Here is a 16,935-nt window from a genome sequence, read left to right as displayed (position 1 = left end):
TATTATATAATGAGAAATGTATTTTAACAAAACTAATATTAAATCAAATAACAATAATTTAAATAATAATGAAGCTGACTACCCTTTGTTTATATTGGTGTCACTATTAATTATTTCAAGTATAATTTTTTCATATTCCTTGACCATATATACAGTGGAATTTTTTGGATATGATCAATTTCATTTTTTCATAAGACAGGCTTTAGTTGGTATTGTTGCCATCTTTATAATGTGGTATTTTTCAATGTTAGATCCTGATAAGCTAGTAAAAAAAGTTGGAATGTCACTGTTTGTGGTATTTTTTGTTTTAATGATATTAATGCCTTTTTTACCAGCCTCATTAGTAACAGAATCAGGAGGGGCAAATAGATGGATTAGGCTTCCTGGATTTTCTTTATCTCCTGTTGAGTTTTTCAAAATTGGATTTATATATTTTTTATCTTGGTCATTTCATAGAAAAGTTATTCATAAACCAAAAAAAATTGGATTGATTGAAGAAGTTTTACTTTTATCTCCATATTTTTTAACTTTTTTTGTTGTTGTATTTATTATTGCTTTTTTGCAAAAAGATTTAGGTCAAGTAGTATTACTAGCAATTATTCTGGTTATTTTATTGATTTTTGCTAATAGATCATTTAAAATATTTTTAGCTTTGGGAACTATTGCTGTTGTGGGAGTTATTGGATTAATTATTGCTGCGCCTCATAGGATTAAAAGAATACATTCTTGGTGGGCAATGGTTCAAGATGGGATTTTATCTGTTTTACCTTCTTGGGCTGAGCCATATTTGAGAATTGATGAATTACCTGAACCATATCAAGTTTCTCACTCTTTAAATGCAATTCATAATGGCGGTTTTTTTGGTCAAGGTGTTGGACTGGGTGATATTAAAGTTGGATTTTTATCTGAAGTTCATACCGACTTTGTACTTGCAGGAATTACAGAAGAGATAGGATTAGTTGGGTTAATGTTATTCTCAACTATAATATTTTTAATAATTTGGAGAATATTTAAAATTAGTAGAAGAGTGGATAATCCTATTTATCACCTATTTACATTAGGAATTGCATTGATGATAATAATTGCATTTTTAATAAATTCTTACGGTATATCTGGGATGATTCCTATTAAAGGTATTGCAGTTCCTTTATTATCTTATGGAGGTTCTTCTATGCTTTCAATGGCAATTTCTATAGGTTTAGTTTTATCCATTAGTAAAGTTTCAAATGAAAGAGATTATGTTAATAAAAAGGTCAATAGTAAATGAGTGAAACGGTTGTAGTTACAGGTGGTGGAACAGGTGGGCATTTGAAAGTTGCTGATGCTTTTATTGAAGAGTTTCACAATCGTGGAATTAATGTAATTTTTATAGGTTCGTCAAATGGTCAAGATAAAGCTTGGTTTGAACATGATAGAAGATTAAAAAAAGCATTTTTTTTAGATACAAGAGGAGTTGTTAATAAAAACTCTTTTGGTAAAGTTAAATCTTTATTAAATATCTTTTCAAAAACTTTATATTGTCTAAATTTATATTCTAAATATAATATTAAAATGGTTATTTCCGTAGGTGGATTTTCAGCAGCAGCAGCTACTTTTGCTTCAATATTGAAATTTGGATGTAAATTATATATACATGAACAAAACTCAAAAATGGGTAAATTAAACGAAATTACATCAAAATTTGCAACAGAAGTTTTTTCTTCATTTGATGAAAATTCTTTAGTAAAAGATTATCCAGTTGCAAAAGAATTTTTTAATACTGCACGGGTAAGAGATAAAATAAAAACTATTGCTTTTTTTGGTGGTTCTCAAGGAGCAATTTGTATAAATGATTTTGCTTTAAAATTAGCTCCACGATTAAATGAAATGGGAATAAAAATTATTCATCAAACAGGGAAAAATGATTTTCTAAGAGTAAAAGAAGAATATGAAAAATTAAATATAAAAGCTGATATTTTTGATTTCTCAAAAGATATTCCTAATAAAATGTCAAGTGCAGATTTTGCAGTAAGCAGGGCAGGTGCTTCTACTTTATGGGAATTATGTGCTAATTCTCTACCAACTTTTTTCATTCCTTATAAACATGCAGCTGGTGATCATCAATACTATAATGCAAAAGCTTTATTTGATAAAGATTTGTGTTTTTTAAAAAGAGAAGATGAGTTAAATGTAGATGAATTTTTTGAGATTATAAATTCAGATATTCATAAAATTAGCATTGAATTAATAAGTTCAATCAATCCAAATGCTATATCTTTAATTATAAATATAATTTTACAAAATAATAAGAAGTAAAATACCAAAAATTATTCTATAAATTCCAAAAGCTACGAAAGTAAATCTTTCTAGGAATTTTAAGAATATTTTTATTGTTAAAAATCCAACAGTAAATGAAACCACAAACCCAACAGCTAAATTCAATAAATTTGCACCAACTAAAAGTTCTTCATGATGTTTTAATAAATCATAAGCAGTTGTAGCACACATAACAGGAAATGCTAATAAAAATGAAAATTCAGCACTTGTTTTTCTATTAAGTCCAACTAACATTGCTCCAATTACACTAGCTCCTGCTCGTGAAGTTCCAGGAATTAATGCAAAAATTTGAGCTAATCCAATCCATGCTGCTTGTTTATATGTAACATCTTCAACATCTAAAGTATGTGTTTCTTCTTCTTTGTAAAATCTTTCAACAATTAAAAAAACAATACCACCAATAATAAACATCCAAGCGACAATTTCAATACTAAACATTGCCTTAACTTGTTTAGAAAATATAAAACCAAGAGTGGCTATTGGTAAAAATGCAATAAGAATTTTTGTCCATAAATCAATATGTTTAAATGTAAATTTTGATGGATATGTCAAAATCACAGCTAATATGGCTGCAAATTGAATAATAACTTCAAACGCTTTATTTATATTAGTTTGTTCTATTCCTAGAAATTCACTTACTGCAATTAAATGCCCTGTTGAAGATATTGGTAAAAACTCTGTAAATCCTTCTACAATTCCTAATATTATGGAATCTAAAACTGTCATCTTAATCCTTTTTCTTTTGTTAATTTTAAAAAGAGTTTTAAGGCTCTTTTTTCTTTTATTCCTAAGTTATAATCGATTTTTTTTAAGTATTCTAGAATATGTTTTTTTGAAACACCACTCCTATTTGAATATTGTTCTAAGATATATTGAGGAATTTTTATTTGCTTTTTATTGAAATTTTTAGTTAATTTATTTAATGATTTTTCATTTTTATTAAAACATAAAACTGCAAAAACAAAAGGTAGATTATATTTATTTTTCCACTGTTTTGCTAAATCAATTTTTTCTATTTCTTTATTTTGGTGGTAAAAATTTAAAGCTTTATCACCAATTATTACTTTTCCTTTTAAATCTAAAACTTTTGCTAAAGCATTTGAAGTTTTTGACTGATAATCACTTTGTTCAATTCCTGGAATTAATAATACTGATAAAACATCATCGTGAGCTACAATGCCAAAATCTAAGAATTTTTCATCTCTTGAAGCAATTGAAGAGATAAAAGCACTATCAACTTTTCGTTTTTTAAATTTTTCAGTTATAACAGAAGGATAAGACTTTTTGTATTCAATGCTGGCTTTTTGTTGAAATGAATTAATATTTTTTTTTATAAAAATATGAAAGGGTAATAAATTTATAAAATCAATTTTTGCAAATATCATAAAATATTTGTCCTTATTATGGTAAAATTTTTTTGACATGATAATACAAATATTATAAGAAGGGGTTAAAATGGTAACAATAGAATTTCTAGGGCCAATTAATAAAGAAAATATGAATTTAGAGATAAAAAATTTAACTCAATTAAGTGAAATTTTAAAAGATGATGAAAAAGTCTCTTCTTGGCTAGAAACTTGTGCAGTTGCAGTTAATGATACATTGATTTCTTCAAAAGATATTACTTTAAATGATGGAGATAAAGTTTCACTTCTTCCTCCTGTTTGTGGTGGTTGAGATAATGGAAAATAGAAAAGAATTTTTGCAACTATTTGATGGAAATTTGCCTGTTGAGCAAATTACAAATTCTTGGTATAACAAATATAAGAATTCTAATTTTGGAGCAATTATCACATTTGTTGGTATTGTAAGGGATGAAAATAAAATTGAAGGATTATCTTTCGATATTTATGAACCGATTCTAAATTCATGGTTTGATTCTTGGCAAAAAAAAGCAAAAGAAAAAGATGCAATAGTTTTGATGGCACACAGTCGTGGTGATGTTTTTAACCATGAAAGTTCATATATAGCAGCTGTTTGTAGTCCAAAAAGAAGAGTTGCTTTAGAGTTAATTGACGAATTTGTTGAAGATTTCAAAGCACAAGCTCCAATTTGGAAATATGATATTATAAACAATCAAAGAGTTTACGCAAAAGATAGAAGTACAGCAATAAGTGGCGCTGGAATTTTATCTTAAAATTTAAATAGGATAATTAATGAGAATAGATTTACATAATCACACAATATTATGTAACCATGCAACAAATAGTGTTGATGAATATGTTCAAAGAGCAATTGAATTAGGAATTGATGAATATGGTTTTGCAGATCATGCTCCAATGAATTATGATCCAAAATATAGAATGGATATTTCTCAAAAACAACAATATGAAAAATGGGTATTAGATGCAAAAGAAAAGTATAAAGATAAAATAAAAATTTTGTTAGGTTATGAAGTTGATTATTTAGATGGTTATATTTTGGATGAAATTATAAAATCAAAAGTAGATTATTTAATAGGTTCTGTACATTTTTTAAGAAATAAAAGTGATATGTGGGGTTTTGATAATCCTGAATTTATTGGTGTGTACAAATCAAAAGATATTGATAGTATTTGGATTGAATATTTTGATGCAATAAAATCAATGGCAAAAACAGGTTTATTTGATATTGTTGGACATTTTGATTTAATCAAAGTGTTTAAATTTTTGCCTAAAAAAGATATTAGATTAATTGCAAAAGATGCTTTATTGGAAATTAAAAAATCAAATATGGTTTTAGAAATTAACCCTGCAGGTTTGAGAAAACCAATAAATGAAACTTATCCCTCTAAACAGTTATTAGAATTAGCTTTTGAAATGCAAATTGATATTACTTTTGGTTCAGATGCACATAGTACAGATCAAGTAGGATTTATGTACGATAAAGCTTTACTTTTAGCAACAGAAGTAGGGTATAAAAAATGTATAAGTTTTGAGAATAGAGATAAAAAAGTGATAACATTGTAAAAATATATTATATATATTATTTTTAACTATCTTGTATATAAAATATACAGGTGTTTTATTTTATTTTATAGTATTTTTGGTAAAATGTTCTAAATAATTTTGAAGGAGTTAAACCTATGGGAAAGTTTGTTAATAATACTGAAGAGTTTTTTGTTTATTGTAAAGAAAACGAAGTAAAATTTGTTGATTTTAGATTTACTGATATGAAAGGAACATGGCACCATGTTACTTATATGATGAGTGCGGTAAGTGCATCTACATTAGATAATGGAATGCCTTTTGATGGTTCATCAATTGATGCATGGCAACCAATTCATAGATCAGATATGCTTTTAAAACCAGATGTTGCTACAGCATTTTTAGATCCATTTACAGCTGATTCTACAATCATTGTATTTTGTGATGTTTATGATATTTACAAAGGTCAAATGTATGAAAAATGTCCAAGATCAATTGCTAAAAAAGCATTAGTTCATTTAGCTGAATCAGGATTAGGAGATGTTGCATATTTTGGTCCAGAAAATGAATTCTTTATTTTTGATGATGTAAAAATCATTGATAAAGGAAATGAATCATATTATAAAGTTGATTCAGAAGATGGTGAATGGAATGATGCTAGAGACTACGAAGGTGGAAACATGGGTCATAGACCAAGAGTAAAAGGTGGTTATTTCCCTGTTGCTCCTATTGACAATGGTGTAGATTTAAGAGCTGAAATGATGCAAGTATTAGAACAAGTTGGTTTAGAAGTTGTTTTAGGGCACCACGAAGTTGCACAAGGTCAACATGAATTAGGTATCGTTTTTGGAGACTTAATTGAAGCTGCTGATAATGTTCAAAAATTAAAATATGTTATTAAAATGGTAGCTCACTTAAATGGTAAATCTGCTACATTTATGCCAAAACCACTTTATGGTGACAATGGAAATGGAATGCACGTACACCAATCTATCTGGAAAGATGGTAAAAACTTATTCTACAAACAAGGTGAATATGGAAATATTAGTGAAACTGCAAGACATTATATTGGTGGAATTTTCAAACATGCAAGAGCAATTGCTGCATTTACTAATCCATCAACTAACTCTTACAAAAGATTAATTCCTGGATTTGAAGCACCTTCAATTTTAACTTATTCATCTCAAAATAGATCTGCATCTTGTAGAATTCCTTATGGAGCAGGTGAAAAAGCAACTAGAATTGAAATGAGATTCCCAGATTCAACTTCATGCCCATATTTAGCATTTGCATCTATGTTATTAGCTGGTTTAGATGGAATTAAAAATAAATTTGAACCAATTGGACCAATGGATGATGACTTATTTGAATTACCATTAGATGAAATTAGAGAAAGAGGAATTCCTCAAATGCCTCATACTTTAAGAGGAGCATTAGAAGCATTAGTTAGAGATAATGATTTCTTACAACCTGTATTCTCAAAAGATATGATTGATACTTACCAACATTATAAATTTGAAACTCAAGTTTGGCCTTACGAAGCAAGACCTACTCCATTTGAATTCAAATCAACATATTCTTGCTAATATTGATTTTATTAAAATAAAAAAGGGTAAGTTTTAAACTTACCCTTTTTTTATATCTTAAAATTTAATAATTAGAAAAACTAAAAGTATTAAAATTCTAAAACTTCTTCTCCCGGATTTTGTGGTTGAGCTTGAAATTCAACTTCAGGTAAAGGAGACATATCTGTATAAAACTCATTTCTTCCATTTATATTTGCAGTATAAACATTTTCAGGCATAGTAAAATTTCTTGTAATTTCAGGATGAATTTCTAAATATTTTTTGAAAAAATATGAAAATACAGGTGCTGCAATTTTCCCACCAGTTTCACTTTTTCTCATTGGAGTATTATTATCTTTCCCAAACCAAATAATAGTTTGAATAGATGGTGAATATCCACAAAACCATGCATCAATATTATCATTTGTTGTACCTGTTTTTCCTGCAAGTTCAATACCTGGAACTTGTGCTGATTTTCCTGTACCTTTTGTTACTACATCATTTAGAATAGAAGTTATTAAATAAGTTTGTTCAGGTTTAATCAACTGTTTAGTTTGTGGTTCAAAAGTTAATGATTCTCCACTTTGATTTACAATTTGTTCAATAATATAAGGTTTTACTTGTGTCCCATTATTTGAAAATATACTATAAGCTTCACTAAATTCAACTAATGAAACACTCATTGAACCTAGAGTTATAGAAAGATTATCTTGAACATCTTTAAAGCCATAATTTTTTAATTCTTTTGTAACTGTACTAATTCCAACATCTGTTACCAAATTTAGTGTAGATAAATTTCTTGATTGTGTTAATGAATCCCTAAGACTTACAATTCCTTCAAAATTTCCACCATAATTTTTTGGTTGCCATTTTTTTTGTTCACCACCAACTGTATAATTATAAGTTCTTGAAATATCAATTAATTGAGAAGCTGGATTGTATCCATTATTTAAAGCTGCTTGATATAAGAATGGTTTTATAGCACTTCCTGCTTGTCTTTTTGATTGAAAAGCTCTATTAAACATAGATTGGTTGTAGTCTATTCCTCCTGAAAGTGCAAGGATTTTTCCAGTACTACTTTCCATTGAAATTAAAGCCCCATTTAACTCTTTTACATACGAATCATCAGATTTTTTTTCACCTTTTCTTAAATCTAAATCCCTTTTAAGTGCTTCATCATAAGATACTTTTAGTGCATCTTGAGCTATTTCTTGAGCATCTAAATCAATTGTTAAATAAACTTTATAACCACCTGATAAAATATCTGGAATATCATTTATTAATAAACTAATTGCATAATCAACCGCAAATGGAGCTTTGTTTTTTGTTAGAGTTTGATTATATATTACAGGAGTTTCTTTCATTGAACTTTCAAATTGTTCATTATTAATCCAGCCTAAAGTGTTAAGTCTTGTAATAACTTGATTTGCACGTGCTAGTGAAATTTTAAGATTTTTTGTTGGGTCATAAAAACTAGGAGCTCTAGGAAGTCCTACTAAAATAGCCATTTCTTTTAATGATAATTCATATAAGTCTTTATTAAAATATCCTTTTGCAGCAGTCTTAATTCCATAATAACCATGTCCAAAATAAACATGATTTAAATATCTTTCTAATATTTCTTCTTTTGTTAAAACACTTTCAAGTCTAATAGCTAATAAAGCTTCTTTTACTTTTCTTATTAATTTTTTTTCTCTAGTTAAAATCAACATTTTAATTAATTGCTGAGTTAAGGTACTAGCTCCCTCTACAAATCCACCAGCTTGAATATCTTTTATAATTGCTCTACTTATAGCATCAGGATTAATTCCATGGTGCTCAAAAAATTGAGTATCTTCAATTGCGACAAGTCCTTCAATAATTCTTGCTGGAATATCATCATATTTTACATATTCTCTATTTTCTTCTTTAAAAGTATTTGCAATAAGTTTTCCATCTTTATCAAAAAATTGAGTACTTTGTTTAGGTGTATAATTTACAACTATATCAATATCATGTTTAATCTCATCATATAAATTGTATAACCAACCAAAGATAAGTAATCCTAAAATTATAAAAATACCAAAAATATATTTCATCATAATTATGTCCTAAAAATTTTATTTTTAAATGTTGAGTTAATTAATCTCTTTGTGTAATTTTCTTTTGGTGCTGATAAAATTTCATTTGTTAATCCCATTTCAATAATTTCTCCATTTTTTAAGATTATTATATTTTTACATATATTTTTAATTGAATTTATATCATGGGTTACAAAAAGAATTAATATTTTTAAACGTTCTTTTATCTCACTTATCAAATCAATAATATTGTTTTTATTCTCATCATCTAAAGCTGTTGTTGGTTCATCAAGTAAAAGTAGTTTTATATCCCGACTTAGAGCAATGGCTATTACAACTCTTTGAATTTGTCCGCCACTTAATTGTGAAGGGAATTTATTTAACACATCTTTTTCTAAACTAACTAACTCTAATACTTCTTCTTTTCTTTTTTCATCACAAAAGAATTGATTTGTAATTTTTGTCATTGTTGATAAAGAAGTAAATGGATTTTGTGGAATAAATCCAATTGAATTATAATTTAATTCAAAATTAGAATCAATATCTTTTTTTACTTCTAAAGAAGATGGAAGAAGATTTAATAATGCTTTTAGAGTTAATGATTTTCCACTTCCACTTTCTCCAATTAAAGCCGTTGAATCTTTTATTTCAAAAGATATATCAACTAGCTTTTTATCATGGCTTTTAATTTCTAATTTTTTTATATTAATATTTAACATAAGTCACCTTTATATTAAAGGTTCATCCATTTCTGTTGGAATATTCAAATTCATTAGTTTCAAAACAGTTGGAGCAATATTATTTAAACTACCTGTTTTAACAACTTTTACATCTTCTGCGATTATAAAACAATAAACATCTCCAACCGTATGATTTGTCAAAGTATTCCCAACTTCATCTTTCATCATTTCACAGTTTCCATGGTCTGAAGTTAAAATTACATTATAGTTAAACTCTTTTGCTTTTTCTAAAATAAGTCCAAGCTCATAATCTACAGCTTCAACAGCTTTAACAGCTGCATTAAAAATTCCTGTATGTCCAACCATATCACCATTTGCAAAATTTACAACTATAAAATCTTTTTGTTCACTCATTGCAGTTCGTACAGCATTTCCAACAGCAGGAGCTGACATTTCAGGTTGCAAATCATAAGTTGCTACGCTTGGAGAAGGAATTAAAACCCTTGTTTCATTTAATAATGGCTCTTCAACTCCGCCATTAAAGAAAAATGTAACATGGGCGTATTTTTCAGTTTCAGCAGTATGCAGTTGAGATAATCCAGCATTTGAAATAACTTCAGCCAAAGTGTTTGTTGGATTTTCTTTTGGAAATAAAACAGCAATAGGAGTGTTTTTATCATATTGAGTCATAGTAGCAAGATTTAAAGAATCTTTAAAAGTATCAAATTCACTAAAATTCTTATTTGCAAAAACAGATGAAATTTCTCTCATTCTATCACTTCTAAAGTTACAAAATATAACTCCGTCATTTTGTTTTAATCCCTCATATCCATTAAAAGCAGTTGGAATAATAAACTCATCAAATATTGCATCTTTATATGAATTATTAACATAAGTTAAAATATCTTCTGTTGTAGATGGTTGAGCAAATGCAATTGCGTCATAGCCTTTTTTAACTCTATCCCATCTATTGTCTCTATCCATTGTGTAATATCTTCCAGCAATAGTTGCAATTTTTATATCTTCATCACAAATCGCAAGAGTTTGTTCAATATAAGTTTTTGCACAATCAGGAGCAACATCTCTTCCATCAGTGATTATGTGAATAAAAACTTTTTTATTAGATTTTTTTGCAATTTTTGCCATAGCAATTATATGTTCAATATGTGAATGAACTCCACCATCACTTAAAAGACCAATTAAATGAATATTATTAGAGTTAGCTAAAACATTTTTTAAAACAACATTATCTTTTAATGTATCATTTTCAATAGTAATATTTACTTTTACTAAATCTTGATATAAAATTCTTCCACTTCCAATTGTCATGTGTCCCACTTCACTATTTCCCATTTGCCCATCAGGAAGTCCAACAAATTTTCCATAAGTATGAATTAAAGAATAAGGAATATTTTTAAATAAATAATCATAAGTTGGAGTATTCGCTGTAAAAAAAGCATTAAAGTTATTTGAAGTATTATGTCCTATCCCGTCAGTTATTATAAGTAGCGTTTTATTTGTCATGGTTTAAACCTTTTAAAAAGTATAATATATTATAATCGCGCAATTATATCAAAATCAAGGTTTAAGTTTGTTTTATTGGTTATATAGACATCTAGAGATTAATATCTTTCAATATATTTCTGTTCGTGCGGGAATTAGTTTTTTTATTGCTTTTGTTTTAACAATGTATTTAATGCCAAAATTTATAAAATGGGCAAAATCTAAAAAAGCTTCTCAGCCAATTTATGAACATGCACCTCAAGCACATCAGGCAAAAGTAGGAACTCCAACAATGGGTGGAGTAGTTTTTATTTTTTCTACTATTCTAGCAACGCTATTAACTGCAAAATTAAGTAATTTTTATGTTGTTGGAGGATTACTTACTTTAGCACTTTTTTCTTTTATTGGGATGCAAGATGATTATTCAAAAATTTCAAAAGAGAAAAATTCAGCAGGATTAAGTGCAAGAGCAAAACTATTATTACAATTTATTTCAGCTTTTATAATTGGTTTTATTTTATATCATTTTGCACATACAACAGAATTATATACACCTTTTTACAAACTTCCTTTATTTGATATGGGAATATTTTCTATTGCTTTATGGATGTTAGTTATGGTTGCTTCATCTAATGCTGTTAATTTAACAGATGGATTAGATGGCTTAGCTACAGTTCCTTCTATAATGGCTTTTGTTAGTCTTTCAGTTTTAGTATATATTACTGGGCATGCAATTTTTTCTTCATATTTATTATTACCTAATATTCAAATAGTAGGAGAATTAGCAGTTATGGGAAGTGCAATTTGTGGAGCTTTAATTGCATTTTTATGGTTTAATTCTCATCCTGCTGAAATATTTATGGGAGATTCAGGTTCTCTTCCTTTGGGAGCATTTATGGGATATATGGCAATAGTTGCTAAATCTGAATTATTATTGTTAGCAATAGGATTTATTTTTGTTTTAGAAACAGTATCTGTGATTTTACAAGTTGGTTCTTATAAATTAAGACAGAAAAGAGTTTTTTTAATGGCACCAATTCATCATCACTTTGAACAAAAGGGCTGGAAAGAAAATAAAATAATTGTTAGATTTTGGATAATTTCATTTATGACAAATCTAATTGCATTATTAAGCTTAAAAATCAGATAAAGAAAAACAATGACTACAAATAATGAAAAAATAAGAATATTAGGAAAAGGAATTACGGCTCTTGCATTAAAAGATAAATTTCCTAATGCAACATTATATGATGATAATGATTTTAATCAATATGATTTAAACTCAAATGAATTTACAGTTGTTAGCCCAGGAATTCCACCATACAATAATATGGTTTTAAATTCTAAGAATTTGATTAGTGATTATGATTTATTTGCTTCAGTTATGCCATTTTCAATTTGGATTTCAGGAACAAATGGGAAAACAACAACAACACAAATGTGTCAACATTTATTAAAAGAATATGGCTCAATTTATGGTGGAAATATTGGTGTTCCTCTTAGTCATTTAGATGAAAAAGCACCAATATGGATTTTAGAAACATCTTCTTTTACTTTGCATTATACAAATAAAACAAAACCAAATATTTACATTTTACTTCCTATTTCAGAAGATCATATAACTTGGCATGGTTCTTTTGAAGAGTACAAAAATGCAAAATTAAAACCACTATCATTAATGAATGAAAATGATATTGCAATAATTCCAGAAGAATTTAAAAATTTTAAAACTAATGCCCATGCAATTACATATAAAAATAGTGATGATTTATGTGAACATTTTAAAATTGATAAAAGTGAAATAAAATTTAAAGAACCATTTTTATTAGATGCAATATTAGCAATGGCAACAAAAAAAATCATTTTTGATGAAATTGATAATAAACTAATAAATGAATTTATTATAGATAAACATAAAGTTGAAGAGTTTAGAGATAATAAAAATAGATTATGGATAGATGATAGTAAAGCTACAAATGTAGATGCTACAATAAATGCAATAGTTCCATATAATGATAAAAATATACATATAATATTAGGTGGAGATGATAAAGGTGCAAACTTAGTTCCACTTTTTGAAAATATAAAAAATTTAGATATTCATGTTTATGCTATTGGAAGTAATACAGAAAAGATTGTTAAATATTGTTTCGAATATAATATAAAAGTTGAAGGTTGTACGTATCTTAATGTTGCAGTAGCAAAAATTGATTCAGCTTTAAAAGAAAATTCAATTGGAATATTATCCCCAGCGGCAGCTTCTTTAGATCAATTCAAATCATACGCCCATCGAGGGGATGAATTTAAAAAATTGGTACATTCTTTAAGTTGAAATTAATAATTTAACTTGTATAATCTCACTCCAATTTGCGTAGGTTCGATAGCTCAGTCGGTAGAGCAAAGGATTGAAAATCCTTGTGTCGACAGTTCGATTCTGTCTCGAACCACCATTTTGTAGGTGCTGGTGTAGCTCAGTTGGCTAGAGCAGCTGATTTGTAATCAGCAGGTCGGGGGTTCGACTCCCTTCACCAGCTCCATTTTTCGTCGTGCGTCTTCTTTTAAAGAACAGCGCTTGACCAGAACAATAATATTTTTCAACGGTGAGGTTGGAGAGTGGTCAAATCCTGCGGACTGTAAATCCGCCGCCTACGGCTTCGAAGGTTCAAATCCTTCTCTCACCACCACGCAAATGTTGCGGGAGTAGCTCAGTTGGCTAGAGCTTCTGCCTTCCAAGCAGACTGTCGCGAGTTCGAGTCTCGTCTCCCGCTCCATTATTTATTGATTACTGGGAGCTGAGTTATAAGCACTAATATTTTTTTATAACTCTTTTATACATTATTGTAACTTCCATTAAAGTTTTTTTCAGTATTTTTTTAGTACAATGCGCAACACAATTTAATTGTGTAAAATTAAATAAACAAAATCCCCTCTGAATAGAGAAGCCAAATGGGCTTATCTACTCAGAGGGCAATAACCAAAATTTAGAAGGGGAATTCTATGGCAAAAGAAAAATTTTCAAGAAACAAGCCACACGTTAACATCGGTACTATTGGACATGTTGACCACGGTAAAACTACACTAACGGCTGCTATTTCTGCTGTACTATCTGTAAGAGATGGTGGAACTATGATGGATTACGATCAAATCGATAATGCACCAGAAGAAAGAGAAAGAGGAATTACTATTGCTACTTCTCATATTGAGTATGAAACAAAAGCTAGACACTATGCACACGTAGATTGTCCAGGACACGCCGATTATGTTAAAAACATGATTACTGGTGCTGCACAAATGGATGGAGCTATTATTGTTATTGCTGCAACTGATGGTCCTATGGCTCAAACAAGAGAGCATATCTTATTATCTAAACAAGTTGGTGTTCCATACATCGTTGTTTTCTTAAATAAAGAAGATCAATTAGATGAAGAAGATAGAGAAGAGATGTTAGAGCTTGTTGAAATGGAAGTTAGAGAATTATTATCTACTTATGATTTCCCAGGTGATGATACTCCAATCGTTGCAGGTTCAGCATTTCAAGCATTAGAAGAAGCTAAAGCTGGTTCTATTGGTGTTTGGGGAGAAAAAATTATTGCATTAATGGATGCAGTTGATTCTTATATTCCAACTCCTGAAAGAGACGTAGACCAAGATTTCTTAATGCCAGTTGAAGATGTATTCTCTATCTCAGGAAGAGGTACTGTTGTTACTGGAAGAATTGAAAAAGGTACAATTAAAATTGGTGAAACTATTGAAATCGTTGGATTCTCTGATACTAAAACAACTACTGTAACTGGTGTTGAAATGTTCAGAAAAGAAATGGAACAAGGTCAAGCTGGTGATAACTGCGGGATTCTTTTAAGAGGTATTAAAAAAGAAGACGTAGAAAGAGGACAAGTTTTATGTAAACCTAAAACAATTACTCCACATACTAAATTCAGATGCGAAGTGTATATCCTTTCTAAAGATGAGGGTGGTAGACATACTCCATTCTTCTCAGGATATAGACCACAATTTTACGTAAGAACTACTGACGTAACAGGTTCTTGTACTTTACCAGAAGGTACTGAAATGGTTATGCCAGGTGATAACGTAGAAATGACAGTTGAATTAGTTGCTCCAATCGCTCTAGACAAAGGTACAAAGTTTGCTATTAGAGAAGGTGGTAGAACTGTAGGTGCTGGAGTTGTTGCTGAAATCATTGAATAAGGATTCGTAATGGCAAACATTAGAATTAAAATTGGATTAAAATGTCAAGAGAATGGTGATATTAACTATACTACTTGGAAAAATCCAAAAACTCATACTGAAAAGTTTGAAGTTAAAAAATATAGTCCAAGATTGAAAAAACACACTTTACACAAAGAAGTGAAATTAAAATCGTAATTTTATGAGTTTACAGTTTTATCTGTAAGCTCATTTTAACATATAGGTCAGTAGCTCCAATGGTAGAGCGCCGGATTCCAAATCCGATGGTTGTGGGTTCGAATCCCCCCTGGCCTGCCACTTAAGTTTTTTTAAAAGAAGTAAGAACTCTTTTTTTGAAAGAATTTATTGACAAACAATAGCAATCAAAATGGAGTAAATAGTGAATAAAGTTAAAAACTACTATCAAAATGCAAAAGCAGAATTATCGAAAGTTATTTTTCCTATAAAAGAGCAAATTAGATCTGCTTATTTATCAGTTTTTATTGTTGTAACAGTTATAACTTTATTTTTAGCTTTAATTGATGGAATTATGTCATTAAGCTTATCTTCAATTATTAATTAGGAAGTAATTATGGCACATAAATGGTACGCAATTCAAACTTATTCAGGTAGTGAATTATCTGTTAAAAAAGCTTTATTACAATTATCTGAAGAAATGGCAGATGATAGAATATCAGATGTTTTAGTACCAACTGAAGATTTAATTGAAATAAAAAAAGGTAAAAAGTCTATAGTTGAAAGACCACTATATCCTGCATATGCTTTTGCTAGAATAGATTTAGATACTGGTTTATGGCATAGAATTCAATCTATGCCAAAAGTTGGAAGATTTATTGGTGAATCTAAAAAACCTACAGCTTTATCAGAAAAAGATATTAATTTAATTTTAGAAAAAGTTAAAAATAGAGCAGCGGCAAAACCAAAAGTTTCATTTGATGAAGGTGAAATGGTTAGAATTAATGAAGGACCATTTTCAAATTTTAATGGTTTAGTTGAAGACTTTGATATGGTTTCAGGATTATTAAAGTTGAATGTTTCTATATTTGGTAGAAATACACCTGTTGAAATCTCATATACTCAAGTTGAAAGAGTAGTTTGATTTTTAATTAAAATTATAGGCATTAGGCAATAAAACTAGCTTCTTTGAATAGTTTTCTTGCCTAATGTCTAATCATTAAAAAATTGATAAAGGAATAACATGGCTAAGAAAATTCAAGGTCTAATTAAATTACAGATACCTGCGGGTGCTGCTAATCCATCACCACCAGTAGGACCTGCATTAGGTCAAAGAGGTGTTAACATAATGGAATTTTGTAAGGCTTTCAACGAAAAAACAAAAGATAAAGCTGGATTTAGAATTCCAGTAGTTATTACTGTTTATACTGATAAAAGTTTTACATTTGAGTTAAAACAACCACCAATGACTGATTTAATTAAAAAAGTTGCTGGAATCAAATCTGGTTCAAGTAATCCATTAAAACAAAAAATTGGAAAATTAACTAAAGATCAAGTAATGGAAATTGTTAATATGAAAATTGCTGATTTAAATACAGATGATAAAGAAGTTGCTGCGAAAATTGTTGCAGGTTCAGCTAGATCAATTGGTATTGAAATAGAATTATAATATTCTGTTTTAATTAAAGTCTTACCACCAGACTCAATAATGGCGGTAGCAAAATAATATAATTGCGGAGATAAC

General features: G+C 28.7%; 18 protein-coding genes and 5 tRNA genes. 18 read left to right on the top strand and 5 right to left on the bottom strand.

Features of this window, described 5'->3' with window-relative positions; translation table 11 throughout:
- The first annotated feature begins 16 nt into the window (after positions 1-16).
- Both ASUIS_RS11615 and ASUIS_RS11610 read left to right on the top strand, forming a co-directional pair.
- Entirely contained in the window at positions 17-1,267 is a 1,251-nt protein-coding gene (locus ASUIS_RS11615) for an FtsW/RodA/SpoVE family cell cycle protein (protein WP_118887253.1), read from the top strand.
- Positions 1,264-2,295: a UDP-N-acetylglucosamine--N-acetylmuramyl-(pentapeptide) pyrophosphoryl-undecaprenol N-acetylglucosamine transferase gene (locus tag ASUIS_RS11610; RefSeq protein ID WP_118887252.1), complete on the top strand. Its 1,032-nt coding sequence runs from the start codon at positions 1,264-1,266 to the stop codon at positions 2,293-2,295. The genes ASUIS_RS11615 and ASUIS_RS11610 overlap by 4 nt, the downstream gene beginning before the upstream one ends.
- Here the strand turns inward: ASUIS_RS11610 and ASUIS_RS11605 are convergent.
- Together ASUIS_RS11605 and ASUIS_RS11600 are read right to left on the bottom strand one after the other, a co-directional pair.
- Positions 2,275-3,042, bottom strand: coding sequence for an undecaprenyl-diphosphate phosphatase (locus ASUIS_RS11605; protein WP_118887251.1), 768 nt, complete (start codon positions 3,040-3,042; stop codon positions 2,275-2,277). The genes ASUIS_RS11610 and ASUIS_RS11605 overlap by 21 nt on opposite strands.
- Positions 3,039-3,701, bottom strand: a complete 663-nt coding sequence (locus ASUIS_RS11600; protein ID WP_118887250.1) for an MqnA/MqnD/SBP family protein — start codon at positions 3,699-3,701, stop codon at positions 3,039-3,041. The genes ASUIS_RS11605 and ASUIS_RS11600 overlap by 4 nt, the downstream gene beginning before the upstream one ends.
- Before the next feature lie 70 nt (positions 3,702-3,771).
- Here ASUIS_RS11600 and ASUIS_RS11595 point away from each other — a divergent pair, with 70 nt between their 5' ends.
- The 4 genes from ASUIS_RS11595 (at position 3,772) to glnA (ending at position 6,808) form a co-directional block, all read left to right on the top strand.
- Positions 3,772-3,993, top strand: coding sequence for a MoaD/ThiS family protein (locus ASUIS_RS11595; protein WP_118887249.1), 222 nt, complete (start codon positions 3,772-3,774; stop codon positions 3,991-3,993).
- Positions 3,994-3,997: 4 nt separating this feature from the next.
- On the top strand, positions 3,998-4,453 hold the full coding sequence (locus ASUIS_RS11590) for a molybdopterin synthase catalytic subunit (protein ID WP_118887248.1): 456 nt from the start codon (positions 3,998-4,000) through the stop codon (positions 4,451-4,453).
- A 19-nt stretch (positions 4,454-4,472) separates the two neighbouring features.
- Positions 4,473-5,264 (top strand): histidinol-phosphatase HisJ, encoded by a 792-nt coding sequence (hisJ, locus tag ASUIS_RS11585; protein WP_118887247.1) that lies wholly within the window; start codon positions 4,473-4,475, stop codon positions 5,262-5,264.
- A gap of 116 nt (positions 5,265-5,380) precedes the next feature.
- Entirely contained in the window at positions 5,381-6,808 is a 1,428-nt protein-coding gene (gene glnA, locus ASUIS_RS11580; RefSeq protein WP_118887246.1) for a type I glutamate--ammonia ligase, read from the top strand.
- An 89-nt stretch (positions 6,809-6,897) separates the two neighbouring features.
- On the opposite strand, the gene ASUIS_RS11575 is transcribed toward glnA, so the two are convergent.
- The 3 genes from ASUIS_RS11575 to gpmI are packed head-to-tail and all read right to left on the bottom strand — an operon-like array spanning position 6,898 to position 11,051.
- Positions 6,898-8,868 (bottom strand): penicillin-binding protein 1A, encoded by a 1,971-nt coding sequence (locus ASUIS_RS11575; protein ID WP_118887245.1) that lies wholly within the window; start codon positions 8,866-8,868, stop codon positions 6,898-6,900.
- Positions 8,869-8,870: 2 nt separating this feature from the next.
- Entirely contained in the window at positions 8,871-9,566 is a 696-nt protein-coding gene (locus ASUIS_RS11570; protein ID WP_118887244.1) for an ATP-binding cassette domain-containing protein, read from the bottom strand.
- A gap of 9 nt (positions 9,567-9,575) precedes the next feature.
- Entirely contained in the window at positions 9,576-11,051 is a 1,476-nt protein-coding gene (gene gpmI / locus ASUIS_RS11565) for a 2,3-bisphosphoglycerate-independent phosphoglycerate mutase (protein ID WP_118887243.1), read from the bottom strand.
- A gap of 67 nt (positions 11,052-11,118) precedes the next feature.
- Between gpmI and mraY the strand changes: the two genes are divergently transcribed.
- The 12 genes from mraY (at position 11,119) to rplK (ending at position 16,860) form a co-directional block, all read left to right on the top strand.
- On the top strand, positions 11,119-12,180 hold the full coding sequence (gene mraY, locus ASUIS_RS11560) for a phospho-N-acetylmuramoyl-pentapeptide-transferase (RefSeq protein WP_118887242.1): 1,062 nt from the start codon (positions 11,119-11,121) through the stop codon (positions 12,178-12,180).
- A 9-nt stretch (positions 12,181-12,189) separates the two neighbouring features.
- Positions 12,190-13,362: a UDP-N-acetylmuramoyl-L-alanine--D-glutamate ligase gene (murD, locus tag ASUIS_RS11555; RefSeq protein ID WP_118887241.1), complete on the top strand. Its 1,173-nt coding sequence runs from the start codon at positions 12,190-12,192 to the stop codon at positions 13,360-13,362.
- A gap of 42 nt (positions 13,363-13,404) precedes the next feature.
- A tRNA-Phe gene (locus ASUIS_RS11550) sits at positions 13,405-13,480 on the top strand.
- Between the two features lie 10 nt (positions 13,481-13,490).
- Positions 13,491-13,567: transfer RNA gene (locus ASUIS_RS11545), tRNA-Thr, on the top strand.
- Positions 13,568-13,629: 62 nt separating this feature from the next.
- A tRNA-Tyr gene (locus tag ASUIS_RS11540) sits at positions 13,630-13,714 on the top strand.
- A 10-nt stretch (positions 13,715-13,724) separates the two neighbouring features.
- Positions 13,725-13,801: transfer RNA gene (locus ASUIS_RS11535), tRNA-Gly, on the top strand.
- A gap of 226 nt (positions 13,802-14,027) precedes the next feature.
- A complete protein-coding gene (tuf, locus tag ASUIS_RS11530) occupies positions 14,028-15,236 on the top strand; it encodes an elongation factor Tu (RefSeq protein WP_118887240.1) in 1,209 nt (402 codons plus the stop codon).
- Positions 15,237-15,254: 18 nt separating this feature from the next.
- Positions 15,255-15,413, top strand: a complete 159-nt coding sequence (gene rpmG, locus ASUIS_RS11525; RefSeq protein ID WP_165790421.1) for a 50S ribosomal protein L33 — start codon at positions 15,255-15,257, stop codon at positions 15,411-15,413.
- Between the two features lie 44 nt (positions 15,414-15,457).
- Positions 15,458-15,533: transfer RNA gene (locus tag ASUIS_RS11520), tRNA-Trp, on the top strand.
- A gap of 82 nt (positions 15,534-15,615) precedes the next feature.
- Positions 15,616-15,798 (top strand): preprotein translocase subunit SecE, encoded by a 183-nt coding sequence (gene secE, locus ASUIS_RS11515; protein ID WP_118887239.1) that lies wholly within the window; start codon positions 15,616-15,618, stop codon positions 15,796-15,798.
- A 9-nt stretch (positions 15,799-15,807) separates the two neighbouring features.
- Positions 15,808-16,335, top strand: coding sequence for a transcription termination/antitermination protein NusG (nusG, locus tag ASUIS_RS11510; protein WP_118887238.1), 528 nt, complete (start codon positions 15,808-15,810; stop codon positions 16,333-16,335).
- A gap of 99 nt (positions 16,336-16,434) precedes the next feature.
- The gene (gene rplK, locus ASUIS_RS11505; protein WP_118887237.1) at positions 16,435-16,860 is read left to right on the top strand and encodes a 50S ribosomal protein L11; all 426 of its coding nucleotides are present in this window, start codon (positions 16,435-16,437) and stop codon (positions 16,858-16,860) included.
- Positions 16,861-16,935 lie beyond the last annotated feature (75 nt).

This window comes from Arcobacter suis CECT 7833, from assembly GCF_003544815.1.
GTDB classification, from domain to species: Bacteria; Campylobacterota; Campylobacteria; order Campylobacterales; family Arcobacteraceae; genus Aliarcobacter; species Aliarcobacter suis.
The sequence above is the reverse complement of the archived record's forward strand: the minus strand, read 5'-3'. Positions and strand labels throughout refer to the sequence as shown.

What these genes read in the sequence shown, in the direction of transcription:
- ASUIS_RS11610 (WP_118887252.1), top strand. Translation starts at nt 1,264, where the DNA reads ATGAGTGAAACGGTTGTAGTTACAGGTGGTGGAACAGGTGGGCATTTG.
- gpmI (WP_118887243.1), bottom strand. Translation starts at nt 11,051, where the DNA reads ATGACAAATAAAACGCTACTTATAATAACTGACGGGATAGGACATAAT.
- ASUIS_RS11605 (WP_118887251.1), bottom strand. Translation starts at nt 3,042, where the DNA reads ATGACAGTTTTAGATTCCATAATATTAGGAATTGTAGAAGGATTTACA.
- nusG (WP_118887238.1), top strand. Translation starts at nt 15,808, where the DNA reads ATGGCACATAAATGGTACGCAATTCAAACTTATTCAGGTAGTGAATTA.
- ASUIS_RS11615 (WP_118887253.1), top strand. Translation starts at nt 17, where the DNA reads ATGTATTTTAACAAAACTAATATTAAATCAAATAACAATAATTTAAAT.
- ASUIS_RS11570 (WP_118887244.1), bottom strand. Translation starts at nt 9,566, where the DNA reads ATGTTAAATATTAATATAAAAAAATTAGAAATTAAAAGCCATGATAAA.
- ASUIS_RS11575 (WP_118887245.1), bottom strand. Translation starts at nt 8,868, where the DNA reads ATGATGAAATATATTTTTGGTATTTTTATAATTTTAGGATTACTTATC.
- ASUIS_RS11595 (WP_118887249.1), top strand. Translation starts at nt 3,772, where the DNA reads ATGGTAACAATAGAATTTCTAGGGCCAATTAATAAAGAAAATATGAAT.
- ASUIS_RS11600 (WP_118887250.1), bottom strand. Translation starts at nt 3,701, where the DNA reads ATGATATTTGCAAAAATTGATTTTATAAATTTATTACCCTTTCATATT.
- tuf (WP_118887240.1), top strand. Translation starts at nt 14,028, where the DNA reads ATGGCAAAAGAAAAATTTTCAAGAAACAAGCCACACGTTAACATCGGT.
- rplK (WP_118887237.1), top strand. Translation starts at nt 16,435, where the DNA reads ATGGCTAAGAAAATTCAAGGTCTAATTAAATTACAGATACCTGCGGGT.
- glnA (WP_118887246.1), top strand. Translation starts at nt 5,381, where the DNA reads ATGGGAAAGTTTGTTAATAATACTGAAGAGTTTTTTGTTTATTGTAAA.
- hisJ (WP_118887247.1), top strand. Translation starts at nt 4,473, where the DNA reads ATGAGAATAGATTTACATAATCACACAATATTATGTAACCATGCAACA.
- ASUIS_RS11590 (WP_118887248.1), top strand. Translation starts at nt 3,998, where the DNA reads ATGGAAAATAGAAAAGAATTTTTGCAACTATTTGATGGAAATTTGCCT.
- murD (WP_118887241.1), top strand. Translation starts at nt 12,190, where the DNA reads ATGACTACAAATAATGAAAAAATAAGAATATTAGGAAAAGGAATTACG.